The 18,143-nt window shown below is 70.6% G+C and carries 17 protein-coding genes; 7 read left to right on the top strand and 10 right to left on the bottom strand.

All coding sequences use genetic code 11. From position 1 onward, the window contains the following. Nucleotides 1-41: 41 nt before the first annotated feature. The 3 genes from OG878_RS31035 to OG878_RS31025 are packed head-to-tail and all read right to left on the bottom strand — an operon-like array spanning nt 42 to nt 3,114. Nucleotides 42-635 (bottom strand): TetR/AcrR family transcriptional regulator, encoded by a 594-nt coding sequence (locus OG878_RS31035; protein ID WP_328889838.1) that lies wholly within the window; start codon nt 633-635, stop codon nt 42-44. Between the two features lie 41 nt (nt 636-676). Then, on the bottom strand, nt 677-2,353 hold the full coding sequence (locus tag OG878_RS31030; RefSeq protein ID WP_328889837.1) for a class I adenylate-forming enzyme family protein: 1,677 nt from the start codon (nt 2,351-2,353) through the stop codon (nt 677-679). After that, nucleotides 2,350-3,114 (bottom strand): SDR family oxidoreductase, encoded by a 765-nt coding sequence (locus OG878_RS31025; protein WP_328889836.1) that lies wholly within the window; start codon nt 3,112-3,114, stop codon nt 2,350-2,352. The genes OG878_RS31030 and OG878_RS31025 overlap by 4 nt, the downstream gene beginning before the upstream one ends. 184 nt (nt 3,115-3,298) lie before the next feature. Between OG878_RS31025 and OG878_RS31020 the strand changes: the two genes are divergently transcribed. After that, nucleotides 3,299-4,576 (top strand): exo-beta-N-acetylmuramidase NamZ family protein, encoded by a 1,278-nt coding sequence (locus OG878_RS31020; RefSeq protein ID WP_328889835.1) that lies wholly within the window; start codon nt 3,299-3,301, stop codon nt 4,574-4,576. Between the two features lie 235 nt (nt 4,577-4,811). Here the strand turns inward: OG878_RS31020 and OG878_RS31015 are convergent, their stop codons facing one another. Then, a complete protein-coding gene (locus tag OG878_RS31015) occupies nt 4,812-7,640 on the bottom strand; it encodes a penicillin acylase family protein (RefSeq protein WP_328889834.1) in 2,829 nt (942 codons plus the stop codon). Between the two features lie 249 nt (nt 7,641-7,889). On the opposite strand from OG878_RS31015, the gene OG878_RS31010 reads away from it, so the two are divergent. Beyond that, nucleotides 7,890-8,501 carry a hypothetical protein gene (locus OG878_RS31010; RefSeq protein WP_328889833.1) on the top strand — a complete coding sequence of 204 codons (612 nt, stop codon included), beginning with the start codon at nt 7,890-7,892 and terminating at the stop codon, nt 8,499-8,501. A gap of 31 nt (nt 8,502-8,532) precedes the next feature. Here OG878_RS31010 and soxR read toward each other — a convergent pair whose 3' ends face one another. Beyond that, nucleotides 8,533-9,006 (bottom strand): redox-sensitive transcriptional activator SoxR, encoded by a 474-nt coding sequence (soxR, locus tag OG878_RS31005; RefSeq protein ID WP_328889832.1) that lies wholly within the window; start codon nt 9,004-9,006, stop codon nt 8,533-8,535. Nucleotides 9,007-9,155: 149 nt separating this feature from the next. On the opposite strand from soxR, the gene OG878_RS31000 reads away from it, so the two are divergent. Continuing rightward, nucleotides 9,156-9,617: a MaoC family dehydratase gene (locus OG878_RS31000; RefSeq protein ID WP_277325328.1), complete on the top strand. Its 462-nt coding sequence runs from the start codon at nt 9,156-9,158 to the stop codon at nt 9,615-9,617. Nucleotides 9,618-9,659: 42 nt separating this feature from the next. On the opposite strand, the gene OG878_RS30995 is transcribed toward OG878_RS31000, so the two are convergent. Further along, a complete protein-coding gene (locus OG878_RS30995; protein WP_328891443.1) occupies nt 9,660-10,283 on the bottom strand; it encodes a TetR/AcrR family transcriptional regulator in 624 nt (207 codons plus the stop codon). 95 nt (nt 10,284-10,378) lie between these two features. Continuing rightward, the gene (locus OG878_RS30990; RefSeq protein ID WP_277325330.1) at nt 10,379-10,669 is read right to left on the bottom strand and encodes a YiaA/YiaB family inner membrane protein; all 291 of its coding nucleotides are present in this window, start codon (nt 10,667-10,669) and stop codon (nt 10,379-10,381) included. A gap of 130 nt (nt 10,670-10,799) precedes the next feature. Between OG878_RS30990 and OG878_RS30985 the strand changes: the two genes are divergently transcribed. Further along, complete coding sequence (locus tag OG878_RS30985; RefSeq protein ID WP_328889831.1) at nt 10,800-11,375, top strand: hypothetical protein; 576 nt, start codon at nt 10,800-10,802, stop codon at nt 11,373-11,375. A gap of 43 nt (nt 11,376-11,418) precedes the next feature. Here the strand turns inward: OG878_RS30985 and OG878_RS30980 are convergent, their stop codons facing one another. Continuing rightward, on the bottom strand, nt 11,419-12,570 hold the full coding sequence (locus OG878_RS30980; protein ID WP_328889830.1) for an acyl-CoA dehydrogenase family protein: 1,152 nt from the start codon (nt 12,568-12,570) through the stop codon (nt 11,419-11,421). Between the two features lie 65 nt (nt 12,571-12,635). Between OG878_RS30980 and OG878_RS30975 the strand changes: the two genes are divergently transcribed. The 3 genes from OG878_RS30975 (at nt 12,636) to ppk2 (ending at nt 15,371) form a co-directional block, all read left to right on the top strand. Continuing rightward, on the top strand, nt 12,636-13,310 hold the full coding sequence (locus OG878_RS30975; RefSeq protein WP_328889829.1) for a TetR/AcrR family transcriptional regulator: 675 nt from the start codon (nt 12,636-12,638) through the stop codon (nt 13,308-13,310). Between the two features lie 83 nt (nt 13,311-13,393). Then, nucleotides 13,394-14,413, top strand: coding sequence for a DMT family transporter (locus OG878_RS30970; protein ID WP_328889828.1), 1,020 nt, complete (start codon nt 13,394-13,396; stop codon nt 14,411-14,413). Then, the gene (ppk2, locus tag OG878_RS30965) at nt 14,340-15,371 is read left to right on the top strand and encodes a polyphosphate kinase 2 (RefSeq protein WP_328889827.1); all 1,032 of its coding nucleotides are present in this window, start codon (nt 14,340-14,342) and stop codon (nt 15,369-15,371) included. Before OG878_RS30970 ends, ppk2 begins: the two co-directional genes overlap by 74 nt. Before the next feature lie 111 nt (nt 15,372-15,482). Here the strand turns inward: ppk2 and OG878_RS30960 are convergent, their stop codons facing one another. Together OG878_RS30960 and OG878_RS30955 are read right to left on the bottom strand one after the other, a co-directional pair. Next, nucleotides 15,483-16,820 (bottom strand): MFS transporter, encoded by a 1,338-nt coding sequence (locus tag OG878_RS30960; protein WP_328889826.1) that lies wholly within the window; start codon nt 16,818-16,820, stop codon nt 15,483-15,485. Between the two features lie 221 nt (nt 16,821-17,041). Further along, on the bottom strand, nt 17,042-18,121 hold the full coding sequence (locus OG878_RS30955; RefSeq protein WP_328889825.1) for a Zn-dependent alcohol dehydrogenase: 1,080 nt from the start codon (nt 18,119-18,121) through the stop codon (nt 17,042-17,044). Nucleotides 18,122-18,143 lie beyond the last annotated feature (22 nt).

Genomic DNA, 18,143 nt, shown 5'->3' with positions numbered 1-18,143 from the left:
TCCGGCGATGGAGGACGAGGCGGCGACCACCGCCCCGGTGCCTACGGTCGCAGCGCGCGCAGCAGCAGATCCGCCAGATGGTCGGCGACCTCCTGCTGGCTGAGCGGGCCGTCCGGGCGGTACCACGTCGACAGGTGGTGCACCGAGCCGAAGTGGTAGTCCACCACCAGATCCGCCGGGGTGGCCGTCGAGAACACCCCGCTCTGCTGGCCCTCTTCCACCAGCGCCCGGAACCGCTCGTGGTAGCCGCGCCGCTCCACCCGCACCTGCTTGTTCTTCTCCGGGCTCAGATGGTGCATGGACCGGAAGAAGATCGACGCGTCGTCGAGGTTCTCGATCGTCGTGACGACGACGTCCGCCGCCGCGTCCCGCAGTCGCTGCTCGACCGGCGCATCGGCGTCGGCGAAGGCGTCGAGCCGCTCCTGCTGGAGGCGCAGCACCCGGGCGTAGACCTCCTGGAGGAGATCCTCCTTGGACCCGAAGTAGTGGTAGAGCGCACCCTTGGTGACGCCCGCCGCCTCGACGATCTCCTGGACCGACGTGCGGTCGTAGCCCCGCTCGGCGAAGAGCCTGGTGGCGGCGGCCAGCAGCCGCTGCGGAACCGGGGCATCGTTCCCGTCCGTCGTTCTGGCCATTGCCGCCACCTGCCTTCCGTCCGATCCGTGCATACGCTGCGCTACTGCGCCGAACGCAGTTCCCGCCTGAGGATCTTCCCACTAGCCGTCTTCGGGAGTTCGGCCAGGATCTCGACCTCGCGCGGATACTTGTACGCCGCCAGCCGCTCCTTGCAGTACGCACCCAGCTCACCGGGCTCGATCACCGCTCCGGGCCGCAGGCTGACGTACGCCCGGACCGTCTCGCCGCGGTACGCGTCGGGGACGCCGACGACGGCCGCTTCCCGCACGGCCGGGTGGGTGTACAGGACATCTTCCACCTCGCGCGGCCAGACCTTGAAGCCGGAGGCATTGATCATGTCCTTCTTGCGGTCGACGACGTACAGCCAGCCGTCGCGGTCCATGAAGCCGATGTCGCCCGTCCGCAGCTCACCGTCGGGGAAGGCGGCAGCGGTCGCCTCGGGCAGCCGCCAGTAGCCGGAGACGACCTGGGGGCCTCGGACGGCGATCTCGCCCTGCTCACCGAACGGCACCTCGTCGCCGTTCTCGTCGAGGATCCGGACGACCGTGTCAGGGCCCGGAACACCGACGGAGAGCGTCCCGGAGACCGGGTCGACGGGGGCTTCCCGCTCGGGCGGTACGGACGCACAGGGCGCCGTGCACTCGGTGAGGCCGTAACCGTTGCGGATGTACGGGCCGAAGCCGTCCCGGAACTTCTCCACGAGCGCGGGCGGCAGCGGTGCGCCGCCGGAGGAGAGCATCCGGAACGAGGCGAAGTGCTCGGGTGTCACGCCCGGGGTGGCGGCGAGCGCCATGAAGGCCGTCGACGGACCGACGGTGTACGCGGGACGGTGCTCGGCGAACGCGTCGAGGACGACACCGGGGTGGAAACGGTACGCGAGGACGAGCGTGCCGGCGTTGGTGAGACAGGCCGCCAGCTGGCACACCATGCCGGTGATGTGGAAGAGCGGGGCGAGCGCGAAGTACGCGGAGCCCTCGGCGACCGGGTGTCCGGTGCGCTGGCGCTCGGCGTTGACCATGATGTTGCCGTGGGAGTTCATGGCGCCCTTGGGGGTGCCGCTGGTCCCCGAGGTGTAGCTGATCAGCGCCACATCGGCGGAGTCGAGTTCACGGCCGTCGGGGGCGGCGAGCCCGCTGCGGGCGACGGCCACCAGGTCGTCGGTGTCGCCGGGGACGGGCAGCCGCTCGAAATCCAGGACCCGTTCGTCGTTCCGGCTCTGCAGGTCGAGCTCGCAGGCGGTGAGCGCGAACCGCACGGACGGGGCGTCCGCAGCGGTGTCCCGCAGATACGCCTCCCACGCCCGGTCCGCGCAGATCAGCGCGGTGACCTCGGCGTCCTTCAGTACATGGCCGACCTCGCCGGACTTGTACATCGGGTTGAGCGGGACCACGGTCGCGCCGGCCTTCCAGGCACCGAGCAGGGCGAGCACGAACTGCGGGGAGTTCTGCAGCATGATCGCGACCCGGTCGCCGCGCTCCACACCCTTCGCGGCGAGATGCCCGGCCACGGAGTCGGAGAGCACGTCGGTCTCGCGGTAACCGAGCCGTCCGTCGAAGTAGGCGAGCGCCGGGTGCTCGGGAGCACGGGCGACGGAGGCGCGGAAGGCGTGCACCAGGGTCGGGGCGGGGCTGACAGGGGCCCGCTGGGCCTCGCTGAGCAGGGAGATCCAGGGCTTCGCCGTGTAGACGGACCCTGTGTCGGTGTCGGACTCGGTCATGCGCCGGTCTCCTCCCACTTCTGCTGAAGGTGGTTCATACTGCCGAGCCAGTGGTCGGTGTCCTTGGTGCGGGCCCGGTAGTACCCGGCGACCTCGGGGTGCGGCAGGACGAGGAAGCGGTCCTCGGCCATGGCGTCGAAGAGCGCGTCGGCGACGGCCTCCGGTTCGATGGCACTGGGGGCGAGCACGAGCTCGCCGGCCGAACCCGCGGCGGTGAGCATGTCCGTACGCACGCCCTGCGGGCAGATCGCGTGGACCTTGATGCCGCGGTGGCGGTAGGTCAGCGAGAGCCATTCGGCGAAGGCGACGACCCCGTGCTTGGTGACGCTGTACGGCGCCGCGCCGATCATCGTCAGCAGCCCGGCGGCGGACGCGGTGGAGACGAACCTGCCGCTGCCGCGCTCGAGCCAGTCCGGCAGCAGGGCCCTGGCCGCGCGGACATGGGCCATCACATTGACGTCCCAGGCCGCCGCCCAGACCTCCTCGTCGGCGAAGACGTCACCGGGCGAGGCGAGGCCCGCGTTGGCGCAGTAGATGTCGACGGTGCCGTCCAGCGCGTCCCGGGCCGCGTCCACGATCCGTGAGGCGTCACCGGCGACGGCGGTGCCGCCGATCTCCTCGGCCAGCGCCTTGATCCGGGCCTCGTCGAGGTCGTTGACGACGACCCTCGCACCCTCCGCGGCGAATCTGCGGGCCAGAGCGGCGCCGATGCCGCCTCCGGCTCCGGTGACCACCACGCCCGCGCCCTGCACCGTACTCATCGGGTTCCACCTCTCTCAGCCGACGTCCCCAGCAGACTAACCAGTCGGTATGTCGTCGGGGAAGGGCTTGGCCCAGGTTGTCGCCACTCCTGTCACAGCAGTAGCGTCCGGCACGTTCCGCGGAGCGCTTCCGCGCGCTAGCGTGCGTGACCATGACAGTTGAAGCGATCATGGAGGTAGCCGAATGAGCCTGTCCAGACGCGGTTTGCTGGCCGCCGGTGGTGCAGTGGGAGCCGTCGCAGCGACGGCTGCAGGAACCGGAACGGCGGCAGCGGGACCCGTGCCCGGCAAGGGACAGGGCGCCGGGCGGAACCAGCTCCGCACCGGCTTCGACCGGCTGGCCGCGGACGGTTACGCGCTGCTGAAGGGACAGAAGGTCGGGGTCGTCACCAACCCGACCGGGATCACCTCCGATGTCCGCCACATCGTCGATGTGATGCACCCGGACGAGCGGGTGAACCTGGTCGCGGTCTTCGGGCCCGAGCACGGCTTCCGCGGCACCGCGCAGGCGGGTGGCTCCGAGGGGCGGTACGACGACCCGGCGACCGGGCTCCCTGTCTACGACACGTATTTGAAGAGCGGGCAGCCGCTCGCCGATGTCTTCACCGCGTCCGGCGTGGACACGATCGTCTTCGACATCCAGGACGCGGGCGCGCGCTTCTACACATACATCTGGACGCTGTACGACTGCATGGAGGCGGCGGCCCTCGCGGGCAAGCGGTTCGTCGTGCTGGACCGGCCGAACCCGGTGACCGGGCGGGCGGCACTCGGGCCGGTCCTCGACCCGGCGTTCTCGACGTTCGTGGGGCGCCGGGAGATCGCACAAGCGCACGGCATGACGGTCACCGAGCTGGCGCTGCTCTTCAACGCGGAGTTCCTGGCCGAGCGGCCGGTCGAGCTGGACATCGTGAAGATGTCGGGGTGGCGGCGCTCGGACTTCTTCGACGAGACCGGGCTGCCGTGGGTACCGCCGAGCCCGAACATGCCGACGCCCGACACCGCACTGGTGTACTCCGGAACCTGCCTCTTCGAGGGCACGAACCTCTCCGAGGGGCGCGGCACGACGCGGCCGTTCGAACTCCTCGGCGCGGAGGGCATCGACCACCGGTGGGCCGAGGCCGCCAACGCGCTGGACCTGCCCGGAGTCGCGTTCCGTGAGGCGTACTTCGCGCCGACGTTCTCCAAGTTCCAGGGAAAGACGGTCGGCGGGGTGCAGCTGCACGTGCAGGACCGGGAGGTGTTCGACCCGGTACACACGGGGATCGCACTGCTGATAACGGCGAAGCAGTCGTGGAGCGGGTTCGCGTGGCGCTCGGACAACTGGATCGACAAGCTCACCGGGAACACGCGGGTCCGCACGATGATCGACGCGGGCGCGGACACGGATGAGGTGGTGGGGGCTTGGGCGGCGGATCTCGCCGCGTTCCGGGCGATGCGGAAGAAGTACTTGCAGTACCGGTGAGCCCGGGGCGTCCGGCGGCCGGCCCTTCCGTCGCCGGACGCGCTGCGGTGGTTCGCCGGGCGGGCCCGGAGGCCCGGGCCCGCCCGGCGTGCGCTTCCGTCCTCGGACGCCGCACGGGATGCGGTGAACCGCCTTGCGGGCCGGGGTGGTTCACTGCGCGCTGCGGTCGGCCGCCGGACGGGCCCGAGGAGTGAGCCCGCCCGGCGATCGAGGGCGCGCGGCCCGTGGCCACGCTCTATCGGTGGGCGGGGAACTCCACCACCTGCTGGTACGTCGGGCGGTTCTGCCAGTGGATCGCCTTCTGGCTGATTCCGCCCAGCGCCCGGTGGACGATCGAGTCCGTGCACCACTGCTCGCCGGCCTTGCAGGTGTCATCACCGGGGTAGACCTCGGTGGCCGGTTCGGCGGCCGCCTGCTTCAGGGAGGCGAGCAGGGTGTCGCGGCAGCCGCTCAGGTCGCCGTTCCCGCAGTACGTCCTGGCGAGCGGCCCCTTGACCGGCTGACCGAGGACCTGGCGCAGGTCCTTGTCCACGAAGCCCCACCAGCCGTACTGGAACGCCGAGCCGCTGTGCGCACCACTCGGGCCGTGGCTGGCGGCCGGGGACTCGTCGGTGGCGAGGGCGGCGGTCAGCGCCCCGTACAGGTCGGCGCCGAGACCAGGCCCGAACTCTGCCTGGACCAGCTTCGGCCACCACGCGTCCATGATCCGTACCGCGTCCGCGTCGGTGTACGTGTGCGAGCCGGGGCTCGTCTCCTTGCGCTGCGAGCCCGAAGCCCGCCAGGACTCCAGTTTCTGGATCGCCGCGTTCAGTTCCGGGTCGGTGACCGGCTGGGAGCGGAGCACCTTCAGCAGTTCGGGCAGGAGCTGCTCGCCGCGCAGATCGGTGAGGGCGGCGTCCGCCATGGCCCGGGTGAGCGAGGCGCGGGTGACGCCGCCCTGCTCCACCAGCTTCGCCACCCGCTCGTCGAGCAGATCCGCCCGGTGCACCGCACTGAGGCCGAAGCCCGCGGAGGCGTACCCCTCGGCCTGCTTGTTGTTCCAGGAGACGTAGTAGTCCTGGCCGCTGGAGTGCGGATGCGCGGCGAACGGGGTGTAGTCGGCGGTGTTGGCGACCGGGTCGTAGCCCTGCCATTCGTACGCCTTCTCGGCCTTGACGGGCAGGGCCGGGTCCACGCCCGCGGCGCGCAGCGGGTTCATGCCGCTGTTGTAGTAGGCGGCCGTGCGGGAGTCGGCGTAGAACCAGTTGAAGGCGTAGTCGATGTTGCTCACCGCCTGCTGGAAGGAGGCGGCGTCGGTCACGTACGCCGGGTCGTTGAGCAGCTGGAAGCCGATGATCGAGTCGGCCTCGTGGCGGTAGGTGGTGCGCAGCGAGGTGTACGCGACGGGTTTGCCGCCCACGGTGGCGCGGTGGGTGACGATGCCGTACGCGGTCCGCCGGACCTGCATCCGGTAGGAACCCTTCGCCGTGGAGTCGGCCACGGTCGGCGTCCACGAGTTGGTGCGCTCCAGTGTCTCCATCGCGGTGCAGGTGCCGTGGTGGAGGTAGTGCGTGGAGTCCTTGGTGGGCGTGGAGCCGTCCGGCTCGCACAGCTCGACGGCGTACGTGTCGGTGATGTCCTGGCCCGCCGAGGTGGCGCTCCACGCGTAGTCCTGGCCGCGGCCCATCTGGATGTACATGCCGACGCCGGCGAACGAGACACCACGCGCGCTGATGCCGGGACCCTGGAGCTCCTGAAGCATCATCAGCTGGGGTGCGAAGTAGCCGGTCTGCGGGCCGAACACGGCGATCGGGTTTCCGCTCGCGGTGTGCCGGCCGGAGACCAGCAGGGCGTTGGACATGCCGCGCCGCTGCGCGCCGGAGCCGGAGCCGGGCAGCGATCCCTCGGGGATGACGCCGTCGTCGTAGATGCCCTGGGCCTGCTTGAGCGCAGCCGGCGCCCTGACGGGGGCCTTCGCGTTCGTGCCGGCGGAGCCGGTGCGGTCGTGGACGAGCGGCTCGGCGGTGACGGAGCCCGGGTCGGGAAGAGCGGTGCCGCGCGCCTCGGCGGGTTTGCCCGCGTAGGGGAACGACGTCCCGTCGTGGATCGTCAGCACGGCCTCGGGGTCGTTGCGCTGCCGGAACGACTCCCAGACCTCGGTGCCTTCGGCGACCCCGTACTTCTGCTGTGCGGACAGCAGCGAGAGCGCCGCCTGTACTTCGCCGCCACCACCGCCGCCGAACTGGCCGCCGACGACGGAGGCGATCGAGATCAGGTCGGTCAGCTTGAACGGCTGTATCTCACCGATGTTGGTGATCGCGTCGATCTTGCCGGTGAGAACGTACTCGCCGGGGAAGTAGCGGCCCTTCTTGGACTTCTCGCGGTATGCGTTGATGCCGTCGACGTACGCCTGGGCGTCGGCCATGGCCTGTTCGCCCGGGGCGCCCTCGTGGGTCCTGATGTGGTCGACCTGGGCTTCGAGATCGGACTCGGTGTACGGAGCCTGGGGCCAGAACTGCTGCTCCAGACCCTGGTTGGCGAGGGCGCCGCCGGCGAAGGAGGTCAACTCCCCGCGCCCGATGTGCCGGAAGAGGTCCATCAGCCAGAGCCGGTCCTGCCCGGCCGCGAACCCGGCGCCGAACTCGGTGCCGTAACGGGTGGTGCCCTTGACGTGCGGCACACCGGACGCCTTGTCGCGGGTGATGGTCACGTCCGCGCGGGGCGAGACGACGGACTCGACCTGGTCCTTCGGGACGCCGAACGAGGCGTCGTTGAAGAAGTCGGTCAGCTTCTGGTCGGTGAGACCGGTGTGCCCGGCCACCAGGCCGTTGTACCGGTCGAGTTGGTCGTCGCTGTGCGCGGGGTGCGTACCGAACGCCTGGTTGCCGAGGATCTCGACGAGCGTGGCGTTGCCGTTCTCGCCGGGCGGCAGGATGTCGTCGCACTGCCCCTGGCAGTAGTCGGCGACGGGGACGGGTTCCGCTGCCTCGGCGCCGGACTGCGGCGAGGCCGTGAGCAGGGTGGTACCGAGGGCTACGACCGCCGCGATGGCCGCGGCTCTGGACGTGACGGTGCGTGGGGGCATGCGCGCTCCTCCGGAAGGCCTGTGCGCCGGAGGTTACTGACGGTATGACTCGTCGGTAAGGTGAGCATCGGTCACCTCTTCCGAATCATCACACGTCGCCTCGCCCCGGCCCGGCATGAGACCGGCCGGCCTCCTGTGACGAGGGCCGTCTCAGTCGATGGACGCGCATCAGCCATCGATGGAGCCGGATCGGGTAGTCGTACGTCCATTCCTTGACGTCGAAGTACGAGCGACGGAGGTGGCAGTGCAATGGCCGGTTTCCGGAGTCTTGCGAGACAGGTCCGCGATCCGCGGGTCGACCTGGCGCTGCGGCGGTACTCGCTGCGCAAGTGCCTGGAGAGGTTTGCCCCTTACGGTCACCGGGCGACCTGGAACCATCTGTGCACCCGGCACCGGATCGAGCCCGAGGACCGGGCTCCCGACCCCGTGCGACTGGTGTACGCCCTGGAGGAGTTGGAGGAGGCCCGGGCCGTCTGGCTGGGGTACGAGGCGGGGTTCGCCGAGCGCCGCAGGCGCGAGAAGCACGACGGACTGCGCCGGCCGGGCGCATTCGACGACTGGCACCGGCGCATCTGGGGCGGGAACGGGGTGGCGCGCTGCGGTGATCCGGCGGTCCATCCGACCGCACCGCTGGGCGAGGTGCTGGGCCGGCTGATCGCCGCCCTCGAGTCGGAGCCGGGCACGGCCTGCCCGGTGTGTGCGGCCACCGGGATCGTCTGGCGTCATGACCTCGGCCACGAGCCGCGGTCGGGGCCGGTCTGCACGGGCTGCGGGATCGTGGTCCCGCAGCCCGTGCTCACGCCGGGGGCGCTGGCGAGGGCGCGGCGGCTGCGGCGGACGGGCCTGGCGTCCGCGGCATGAGGGAGCGCCGGGGCGGCGGCCCGGGCCGCCGCTATCGGCAGTCCGCGGACCTGCGCTCCGGCATGAGACGGGAGCCGCTGATCGTGTCGCCGGTGATGTCGTTCGGGTTGGAGAGCACACACGTCTCCAGCGACAGGCAGCCGCAGCCGATGCAGTCGGTCAGGTGGTCGCGCAGCCGGCCCAGCTGCTTGATCCGCTCGTCCAGTTCGGAGCGCCACGCCCCGGAGAGCCGCGCCCAGTCGTCGCGGGTCGGGGTGCGCTCCTCCGGGAGCTCGGCCAGCGCGTCGCGGATCGTGGCCAGCGGTATGCCGACGCGTTGGGCCGCGCGGACGAACGCGACCCGGCGCAGCGCGTCCCGGCTGTAGCGGCGCTGGTTGCCACTGGTGCGGCGGCTGCTGATCAGGCCCTTGCTCTCGTAGAAGTGCAGGGCCGAAACGGCGGCGCCGCTGCGCGCGGAAAGCTGGCCGACCGTGAGTTCCTGGAGTGTCTGTGGGATCTGGGGCACCCCTCGAACCCTACGTGCACTCCTCGGGAAGGGTCCGTCGTTGACAGGAACGCACTGCCCAACCATGCTGAGCAAGCGCTTAGACAGTAGGCGATGAATGACCACGCATGACGACGGACGGTCAAGAGCGGGAAGGCAGGACCAGGGACATGGCAGAGCCGAGGATCTTCACGTCCGCGCAGGAGCTGCGCGACGGGGTGGGCGAGCAGCTGGGTCACAGCGACTGGCTGGAGATCGACCAGAAGAGGGTCGATCTCTTCGCCGACGCCACCGGTGACCACCAGTGGATCCACGTCGATCCGGAGCGGGCCGCGGCCGGCCCGTTCGGCACGACGATCGCGCACGGCTATCTCACGCTCTCGCTGCTGCCGGCGCTCGTCCCGCAGATCATGCGGGTCGAGGGCATGAAGATGGGCATCAACTACGGCACCAACAAGGTCCGCTTCCCGTCCACCGTGCCGGTGGGCTCGCGGCTGCGGGCGACGGCCGCCCTCAAGAGCGTCGAGGAGGCCGGCGGCGGCGTCCAGGTCACGGCCGTCGTCACGGTCGAGCGCGAGGGCGGCGACAAGCCGGTCTGCGTCGCCGAGTCGGTGTCGCGCTACTACTTCTGAGCCCGCGGACCGGGCTGCCGGGCCCGCGGGCCCGGCCCCGCCCTACCGCTGGACCGCGACCATGCGCAGGACGAGGTCGGCGTACAGTGCGCCGACCTCGTCCGGCGTCCGGCTCCCCTGCGCGCTGAACCAGCGCGCCACATCGATGCACAGCGAGAGCACGGCGAGCGTGGTGCCCGGGATGTCCGGGACGTCGAACTCCCCCGCCTGCACGCCCTCGCTGATGATCCGGCGGATCACCGCATCGCTCCTGCGGCGCAGCGCGACGATCTCGGTGCGGTGCTCCGCGCCGAGGGCGTCGAGTTCGTACTGGACCACGCGGGCGGTGGTGTGCCCTTCGGCGTGCCAGCGGACGAAGGAGCGCACGGCGTCGGCGAGCCGCTCGGACGCCGTGCCGTCACCGTCCGCGGCCGTCTCCAGGATCAGCAGGGCCCGGTCGTGACCGATCCTGCTGATCCGGTGGAGCAGCTCTTCCTTCGTCTTGTAGTGGATGTAGAGCGCCGCGGGACTCATCCCGGCGCGGCTCGCGATGTCACGGGTGGTGGTCGCGTGGTACCCGCGCTCGGCGAAGGCGTCGACGGCCGCGACGAGGAGCCGCCTGGCCGCCTCCGGCGTCACTTCGCCCCACGGCGCGCTGTCGCCGCCGGTCTCCTCCGCCGTGCTCATCGTCACCGACCCCTTCCCTTCAGCAGGACGCACACCATACCCCGAACCTGAGCAAGCGCTTAGGGAATGTCCGCGGGTTCCGGTGACCGGGAGCGTCAGAGCTTCTGGAAGGGATCGTGCTCGGCAAGGATCTTCTCGAGCCGGGCCTGGTCCACCCGGCTGACGATCTGCCCCGCCTCCTGGCGGTCCCGGATGACCTTGGCCAGGGTGAAGCAGGACGTGACGAGGTAGAGGACGCCGATGGCGAGGAAGCCCCGCACCCAGGCGTTCGCATCGAGGAAGTAGATGCCGAGGGCCACCGCGCCCATCGCCACGCCGAAGGATGCGACGGCCTGCCCGTAGAAGGCCGCGGTGCTCTGCTGCTTGACCGTTGTCGTCTCACTCATGGTGGACAGCATCGGCCGCTGTGGCGCCCGCCACATCCGCCCCCGTACTCAGTTCGGTACTCAGTCGCCCGTTCGGGTGATCGGAGCTCGGCGCAGGCGTCGGGGCGGTAGGTGCTGCCAAGCTTCTTCCATGACCGGGAAGAGCGGTGCGGTAGACGGAGAACGTGTCCGTGACGGGAAGTACGCGCGGGTCGAACGGGAGAGGCGGTTCCTGCTCGCGGGGCCGCCGAGCCCGTCGTCCGCCGTCGCCGTCCGGTCGCTCACCGATCGCTATCTGGTGGGCACACGTCTGCGGTTGAGGTGCGTGGAGAGTCCGGACCTCGATGCCCGTACGTACAAGCTCACCCAGAAGGTGCCCACCGGCCTGCCGGGACCCGTTCAGGGCCTGACGACGAACATGTACCTGTCCCTGGACGAATATCGGCTGCTCGCCTCCCTGCCGGCCGCGGTGCTGGTCAAGACGCGCTTCAGCATCCCTCCCCTGGGCGTCGACGTATTCGGCCCTCCGCTGCACGGCCTGGTCATGGCGGAGGCGGAGTTCACCGACGACGCGGAGGCGGAAGCATTTGCGCCTCCCCCGGAGTGCGTCGCCGAGGTCACCGACGACGCGCGCTTCACCGGGGGCAGCCTCGTCCGCGCGTCCCGGAGCGAGGTTCTGGCCTGGCTCGCCGCGTACGGGATCCGGCCGGACTCCCCGACCGGGTAGGACGCACCCCGTACGGACACCGCGCCCCGGGCCCGGGTCCCGCTCAGAAGGCGGAGACCCCCGTGAGCGCCCGCCCGATGATCAGCTTCTGAATCTGGCTGGTGCCCTCGTAGAGCGTCATCACGCGGGCGTCGCGCAGCAGCTTGCCGACCGGGTACTCATCGATGTAGCCGTAGCCGCCGAAGACCTGGAGGGCGTTGTTGGCCGCACGGACGGCGGCCTCGGAGGCGAAGAGCTTCGCCTTGGACGCGGCCGTGGCGAACTCCTCGCCGCGGTCGATCAGGTCGGCGACCCGCCAGGTCAGCAGCCGTGCGGCGTCGACGTCCACCGCGATGTCACTGATCAGTTCCTGGACGAGCTGATAGCCCGCGATGGGCTTGCCGAACTGCTCGCGCTCGCCCGCGTACCCCACGGCGGCGTCGAGGGCGGCCCGGGCGATCCCGACGCAGCCTGCCGCGACCGACATCCTCCCCTTGGCCAGGGCCGACATGGCGATCGAGAAGCCCTTGCCCTCGGGGCCCATGAGCGCGGTGGCGGGGATGCGGACGTCCTCCAGCACCACCTCGGCGGTGGCCTGGCCGCGCAGGCCGAGCTTGCCGTGGATGGTGCGGCGAGTGAGTCCGGGGGTGCCGGTGGGCACCAGGAAGGCGGATATGCCCTTGTGGCCGGGGGTGTCGCCGGTGCGGGCGAAGAGCAGCACGACATCGGCCCAGGTGCCGTTGGTGATGAACATCTTGGTGCCGTTGATGACATAGACGTCACCGTCGCGGACGGCCTTCGTCGTCAGGTTCCCGGCATCGGAGCCGGTGCCCGGCTCGGTGAGTCCGAAGCAGCCGATCGCCTCCCCCGCGGTGAGCCGGGGCAGCCACCGCCGCTTCTGCTCCTCGTCACCCCACGCGGCGATCGTCTTGGCGACCAGGCCGAGGGAGACCGAGACGATGCCGCGGACCGAGGAGTCACCGCGGCCGAGCTCCTCGGTGACCAGGCAGTAGGCCAGGTGATCGCCGCCCGAGCCGCCGTACTCCTCGGGAACGGTCAGCCCGAGGAAGCCGACGGAACCCAGCTTCTTGACGATCGACCTGTCGACATTCTCGGCACGGTCCCACTCGACGACATGCGGGGCGATCTCGCGGGCGACGAAGTCCTCGGCCAGCCGGCGGACGGCCTCCTGCTCCTCGCTGAGCTCCAGGTTCATCCTCGGTCCTCCCGCTTTTAATTAGCACTGCTAGTTTTTCGTTGGCAGGCCCTACTATGTGCCGCATGGCCCGACCGCGCAAGCCCCTCCTCAGCAGAGACCGCATCGTCGAGGCGGCGAGCGCACTCGTGGACGCCGAGGGGCTCGACGCCGTCTCCACCCGCCGGCTCGCGGCCGAACTCGGGGTCAGCGGACCCTCGCTGTACAACCACTTCCGCAACAAGGACGAGATCCTGGACGCGGTCGCGGACGCCGTGTCGGCACAGGTCGATCTGTCGATGTTCGACGAGTCCGACGGCCGCGACTGGCGTGCCGCCCTGCACGACTGGGCGGTCTCCTATCGTGCGGCGCTGACCGCGCACCCGCACATCGTCCCCGTACTGGCCCAGGGCCCCGGCCGCCGTCCGGCCGGGCTGCGGGTCGCCGACGCGGCCTTCGGCGCCATGGTCCGCGCGGGATGGCCGCCCGCCCAGGCCACGTACATCGGCGCACTGATGCGGTACTTCATCACCGGCTCGGCACTGGGCTCGTTCGCGCGCGGCTTCGTCGACGACGAGACGGCGTACGACCCCGCCGACTATCCGCACCTCGGCCAGGCGCACCTGCTGGCCGAACGCCGCCAGCAGGTCGACGAGGGTGCGTTCGAGACCGGGCTGCGGGCCCTGCTCGACGGCCTCGCCCTGCAGTACCGGCCGCCCCGCACCCCGGATGCGGCCCGGCCGGCACCGAAGCATTCCTGACGTCTCCCGAGCGGATATCCTCCGGCTCACCCCGCTCAACAATTCGGCGAGAGTCGAACCGTTGTTCGTTTAGAGTCGAGCGCATGACGACGACACCCGCACCGGCCTCCACACAAGCAGGCCCCGACCGGCGGGCGACCGCCGCGGCCTGCACCACCGTGGCGCTGTGGGCCTCCGCCTTCGTCTCCATCCGGAGCGCGGGCGACGCCTACTCCCCCGGTGCGCTCGCACTCGGCCGGCTGCTGGCGGGTTCACTCACGCTCGGCGTGATCCTTCTCGTACGCCGCGAGGGGCTGCCGGCCAGGGCGGCGTGGCCGGGCATCGTGGCGTCCGGACTGCTCTGGTTCGGGCTCTACATGGTGGTGCTCAACTGGGGCGAGCAGCAGGTCGACGCGGGCACGGCGGCCATGGTCGTGAACATCGGCCCGATCCTGATCGCCCTGCTCGGCGCCCGGCTGCTGGGCGAGGGTCTGCCGCGCATGCTGCTGGTGGGAATGGCCGTGTCGTTCGCGGGCGCCGTGGTGGTCGGCCTCTCCATGTCGGGACACGGGGTTTCCTCGGTGCTCGGCGTGGCACTCTGCCTGCTGGCGGCGGTGGCGTACGCGGCCGGGGTCGTCGCCCAGAAGCCGGCACTGCGGCACGGCTCGGCACTGCAGATCACCGCGTTCGGCTGCCTGGTCGGTACGGTCGCCTGTCTGCCCTTCTCCGGCGTGCTGGTCTCCGAGGCGGCCGACGCGCCGGTGTCCGCCACGCTGAACATGATCTATCTGGGCGTCTTCCCCACCGCCCTGGCCTTCACCACCTGGGCCTATGCACTCGCCCGCACCACGGCCGGCCGGATGGGCGCCACCACCTATGCGGTGCCCGCACTGGTGGTGCTGATGTCGTGGCTGCTGCTCGACGAGGTGCCCGCGCTGTTCACGGTCGGTGGCGGCCTGCTCTGTCTGGCAGGGGTGGCGGTGTCCCGGATGCGTCCGCAGACTGGACGGACCCGAAATAGTCCGGCACAGCCGGTGGAGGGACCCCGTCATGACCCGGAGCGCCAGGGATCCGAGCAGCCGCAGGAAAGTGAAGAAAAAGAAGAAGGCGGCCGACGACGCTGACCACAGGGAGGCCGCTCTCGCTTGGGCGGCCCGGCACGGCGGCGCCGAGCTGGAAGCCTTGGGCGTGACCGACAGCGGGGACGACGAGCCGGTCCTGGTGATGCCCGACGGCCGGGCGCGCGACGCCTGGCGCGAGGACTATCCGTACGACTACAAGCTGGGCCGGAAGGCATACGAGAAGGACAAGCGCGCGCTGCAGATCGAGCTGCTCAAGTTCCAGCACTGGGTGAAGGAGCACAACGAGCGGCTCATCATTCTCTTCGAGGGGCGCGACGCGGCCGGCAAGGGCGGCACGATCAGCCGCTTCACCGAGCACCTCAACCCCCGTGGCGCTCGAGTCGTGGCGCTGGAGAAGCCCACCGAACGCGAACGGACCCAGTGGTACTTCCAGCGGTACACGGCGCACCTGCCGAGCGCCGGGGAGATCGTGCTCTTCGACCGCTCCTGGTACAACCGGGCGGGTGTGGAGCGGGTGATGGGGTTCTGCACGAGCCGCGAGTACCTCGAATTCATGCACCAGGCACCGGGCTTCGAGCGGATGCTCGCCCGGGACGGCATCCACCTGGTGAAGTTCTGGTTCTCCGTCTCCCGCAACGAGCAGCGCAACCGGTTCATGATCCGCCAGATCGATCCGGTACGGCAGTGGAAGCTGAGCCCGGTCGACCTCGCCTCGCTGGACAAGTGGGACGCGTACACGGAGGCCAAGGAGACGATGCTGTTCCACACGGACACGGCGGACGCGCCCTGGACCGTGGTGAAGAGCAACGACAAGAAGCGGGCCAGGCTGGAGGCGATCCGGCATGTGCTGCACCGCTTCGACTACCCGGACAAGGACACAAGCGTGGTCCGCGAGCCGGACCCGCTGATCGTGGGCCCGGCCTCCCGGCTCTTCGAGCAGGGAGAGATGGATGCCCGGCTACTCACCACGCACCGGGCGGAGGCCGGGCGGACGGCGTGAGCCCGGTGCCGCAACAGCACGAGGGCGTGGCCGCCCTTGCCCGCGATCACGGCTCCGGCACCGGTGGGGGAGGCACCGGTGCCGGGGCCGGACCGGGTCCGGGAGTCGCGATCAGCGTGAACTCGCCCGTCCTGCAAGGACCTTGATGGAGATCAGGGCGATGACAGCCAGGCCGATGATGTAGGCCGCCACCGCCATCGACGTGCCCGTCGCCTCCAGCAGCAGCACCATCACGAACGGGGCGAGGCCGCCGCCGAACACCGCCGCGATCTGGTAGCCGAGCGAGGCGCCGGTGTAGCGCATCTCGGCCGTGAACAGCTCGGCGAACAACGCCGCCTGCGGCCCGTACATGATGCTGAGGAAGCAGCTGGTGACGAAGGTGGCAACGGCCAGCCAGAGCAACGACCTGGTGTCGATGAGCAGGAACATCGGCACCGCCCACACAGCGAGCCCGGCCGCCCCGAGCGCGTAGATCCGCAGCCGTCCGATGCGGTCGGACAGCGCGGCCGAAGCCGGTATGAGGACGAGCTGGGTGAGGCTGATGCAGAGCGAGACCGCGAGGACGGCCTCGCGCTTCATGCCGAGCTCCCGGGTCGTGTAGTCCAGGACGCCCGTGATGATGATGTAGAAGGTCGCGGTGTTCACCGCGAATGAGCCGCCCGCGAGGAAGACCGTGCCGAGGTGCTCCCGGACGATGGTGCGCAGCGGGGAGCGTGCGGAGCGGCTCGCCTCCTGCTCGGCCAGCTTCCTCTCGGCCTCGCGGAACTCGGGGGTCTCCTCGACGCGCGTGTGGATGTACCAGGCGAGGACCAGGACCAGCAGGCCGATCAGGAACGGCAGCCGCCAGCCCCAGGCGGCGAACTCACTGTCGCTGGTGACGGCGCCCGCAACGAGGAAGACGGTGTTGGCGGTCACCACACCGATGGGGACGCCGAGTTGGACGAGGCTTCCGTAGACGCCGCGCTTGCCCTCGGGGGCGTACTCGGTGGCCATCAGCATGGCGCCGCCCCACTGGGCACCGACCGCGATGCCCTGGACGACGCGCAGGGTGACGAGCAGCACCGGAGCGGCGATGCCGATCGTCTCGTACGTGGGGAGCAGGCCGATGCCCGTGGTGGCCAGGCCCATCAGGGTGAGCGCGAGGACGAGCATGGGCTTGCGACCGCGCTTGTCGCCGAGCTGGCCCGCGATGATGCCGCCGAGCGGACGGGCCAGGAAGCCCACGGCGAAGGTCGCGAACGCGGCGAGGACACCGGCCGATCCGTTGCCCGCGGGGAAGTAGAGGTCCCCCAGGACCAGGGCGGCGGCGATGCCGAAAACGAAGTAGTCGTACCACTCCACGGCGGAGGCGAGCGCCGCGGCGGTTGCCACCTTGCGGCGGGCCCGCGTTTCGGTGGCGGCCGGGACAGTGTCGGTGGTGCCTGGGCGAGCGGTTGGCGGTGTGTCCATGCGTGCACACTCCGGTGGGTGCGGGGACGGGGTCCGGCGGGGCTGATCCGCCGGTCCGGGGACCGTACTGACCGGACGGTATGGAGGTCAACGGGTCGTGCAGCAGCAGTTTTTACCTGCATATGACATTCAGGCGACCGCGACGAGGAAGGCGGGGCACGCCGAAATCCCCGGCCGCCGCCGAGGCGGCCGGGGTCGCTTCCCGGCATCGGCGAGAGGTCCTAGAAGACCACCAGGGCCCGTCCGCCCTTGCCCGCGATCATGTTGTCGAACGCGGCCGGGATGCCGTCGAGAGTGATGTGCTCCGTCACCAGGGCGCTGAGGTCGAACCGTTCCGCGCGGATGTGGTCCGCCAGGACGGGCAGGTCCCGCGCGGGGTCCGCGTTGCCGTAGACACAGCCCGAGAGGGTGCGCCCCCAGTGGAAGATCTCCAGGGCGTTGAAGGTCACCTGCTGGTCCTTGCCGCCGATGCCGACGACGGTGGTGCGACCGCCGCGCCGGGTGGAGTCCCAGGCACCGCGGATGGTCGCGGGCCGGCCGACGCACTCGACGGCGACGTCCGCGCCCTGCCCTCCGGTGAGCCTGCGGATCGCGCGCGGCGTGGTGTCGGAGGCGATGACGTAGTCGGTTGCACCCGCCCGGCGGGCGAGCTCCTCCTTCTCCGGGGAGACGTCGACGGCGATGATCTTCGAGGCTCCGGCGATCCGGGCGGACTGGAGCACGGCGAGACCGACGCCACCGATACCGAAGACGACGACCGTCTCGCCGGCCCGGACCCGGGCGCTGTGGTGGACCGCGCCGTATCCGGTGAGGACCGCGCAGCCGAGCAGCGCGGCGTCGGTCAGCGGGATGCCGTCGGGGGCGGGAAGCGCACAGTTCGCGGCGACCACCGTCTCCTCGGCGAACGCCGCGACGTTCAGGCCGGGGTGGAGTTCGGTGCCGTCGGCAGTACGGGCGTGGATGTTGCCCGCACCCGTCAGCGCGTCGGCGCACAGCCAGACCTCGCCGAGCCCGCAGTGGTGGCAGGTGCCGCAGGACGGCGCCCAGTTGAGGACGACACCGTCGCCCGGCCCGACATGGGTGACGCCCTCGCCCACGGAGAGGACGGTGCCCGCTCCCTCATGACCGAGGACGGCGGGGACGGGCACCCTCATCGTGCCGTTGGACAGGGACAGGTCGGAGTGACAGACCCCGGCGGCGGCGAGACGGATCCTCACCTGTCCGGGGCCGGGCTCCGGGAGTTCGATGTCGGTGACCTCCAGGGGGGCTCCGACGGCGGGCAGTACGGCGGCGCGGACCACGGACCGGCTCCTTGCTGATCGG

The sequence above is a fragment of the Streptomyces sp. NBC_00316 genome, from assembly GCF_036158715.1.
Classification (GTDB): domain Bacteria; phylum Actinomycetota; class Actinomycetes; order Streptomycetales; family Streptomycetaceae; genus Streptomyces.
The sequence above is the reverse complement of the archived record's forward strand: the minus strand, read 5'-3'. Positions and strand labels throughout refer to the sequence as shown.

Bases quoted from the DNA above. Each gene is read 5' to 3' on its own strand.
- OG878_RS30960 (WP_328889826.1), bottom strand. From the start codon at position 16,820: ATGGACACACCGCCAACCGCTCGCCCAGGCACCACCGACACTGTCCCG.
- OG878_RS30995 (WP_328891443.1), bottom strand. From the start codon at position 10,283: ATGAGCACGGCGGAGGAGACCGGCGGCGACAGCGCGCCGTGGGGCGAA.
- OG878_RS30985 (WP_328889831.1), top strand. From the start codon at position 10,800: ATGACCGGGAAGAGCGGTGCGGTAGACGGAGAACGTGTCCGTGACGGG.
- OG878_RS30970 (WP_328889828.1), top strand. From the start codon at position 13,394: ATGACGACGACACCCGCACCGGCCTCCACACAAGCAGGCCCCGACCGG.
- OG878_RS31030 (WP_328889837.1), bottom strand. From the start codon at position 2,353: ATGACCGAGTCCGACACCGACACAGGGTCCGTCTACACGGCGAAGCCC.
- OG878_RS31025 (WP_328889836.1), bottom strand. From the start codon at position 3,114: ATGAGTACGGTGCAGGGCGCGGGCGTGGTGGTCACCGGAGCCGGAGGC.
- ppk2 (WP_328889827.1), top strand. From the start codon at position 14,340: ATGACCCGGAGCGCCAGGGATCCGAGCAGCCGCAGGAAAGTGAAGAAA.
- OG878_RS31000 (WP_277325328.1), top strand. From the start codon at position 9,156: ATGGCAGAGCCGAGGATCTTCACGTCCGCGCAGGAGCTGCGCGACGGG.
- OG878_RS31015 (WP_328889834.1), bottom strand. From the start codon at position 7,640: ATGCCCCCACGCACCGTCACGTCCAGAGCCGCGGCCATCGCGGCGGTC.
- OG878_RS31035 (WP_328889838.1), bottom strand. From the start codon at position 635: ATGGCCAGAACGACGGACGGGAACGATGCCCCGGTTCCGCAGCGGCTG.
- OG878_RS31020 (WP_328889835.1), top strand. From the start codon at position 3,299: ATGAGCCTGTCCAGACGCGGTTTGCTGGCCGCCGGTGGTGCAGTGGGA.
- OG878_RS30990 (WP_277325330.1), bottom strand. From the start codon at position 10,669: ATGAGTGAGACGACAACGGTCAAGCAGCAGAGCACCGCGGCCTTCTAC.
- OG878_RS30975 (WP_328889829.1), top strand. From the start codon at position 12,636: ATGGCCCGACCGCGCAAGCCCCTCCTCAGCAGAGACCGCATCGTCGAG.
- OG878_RS31010 (WP_328889833.1), top strand. From the start codon at position 7,890: ATGGCCGGTTTCCGGAGTCTTGCGAGACAGGTCCGCGATCCGCGGGTC.
- OG878_RS30980 (WP_328889830.1), bottom strand. From the start codon at position 12,570: ATGAACCTGGAGCTCAGCGAGGAGCAGGAGGCCGTCCGCCGGCTGGCC.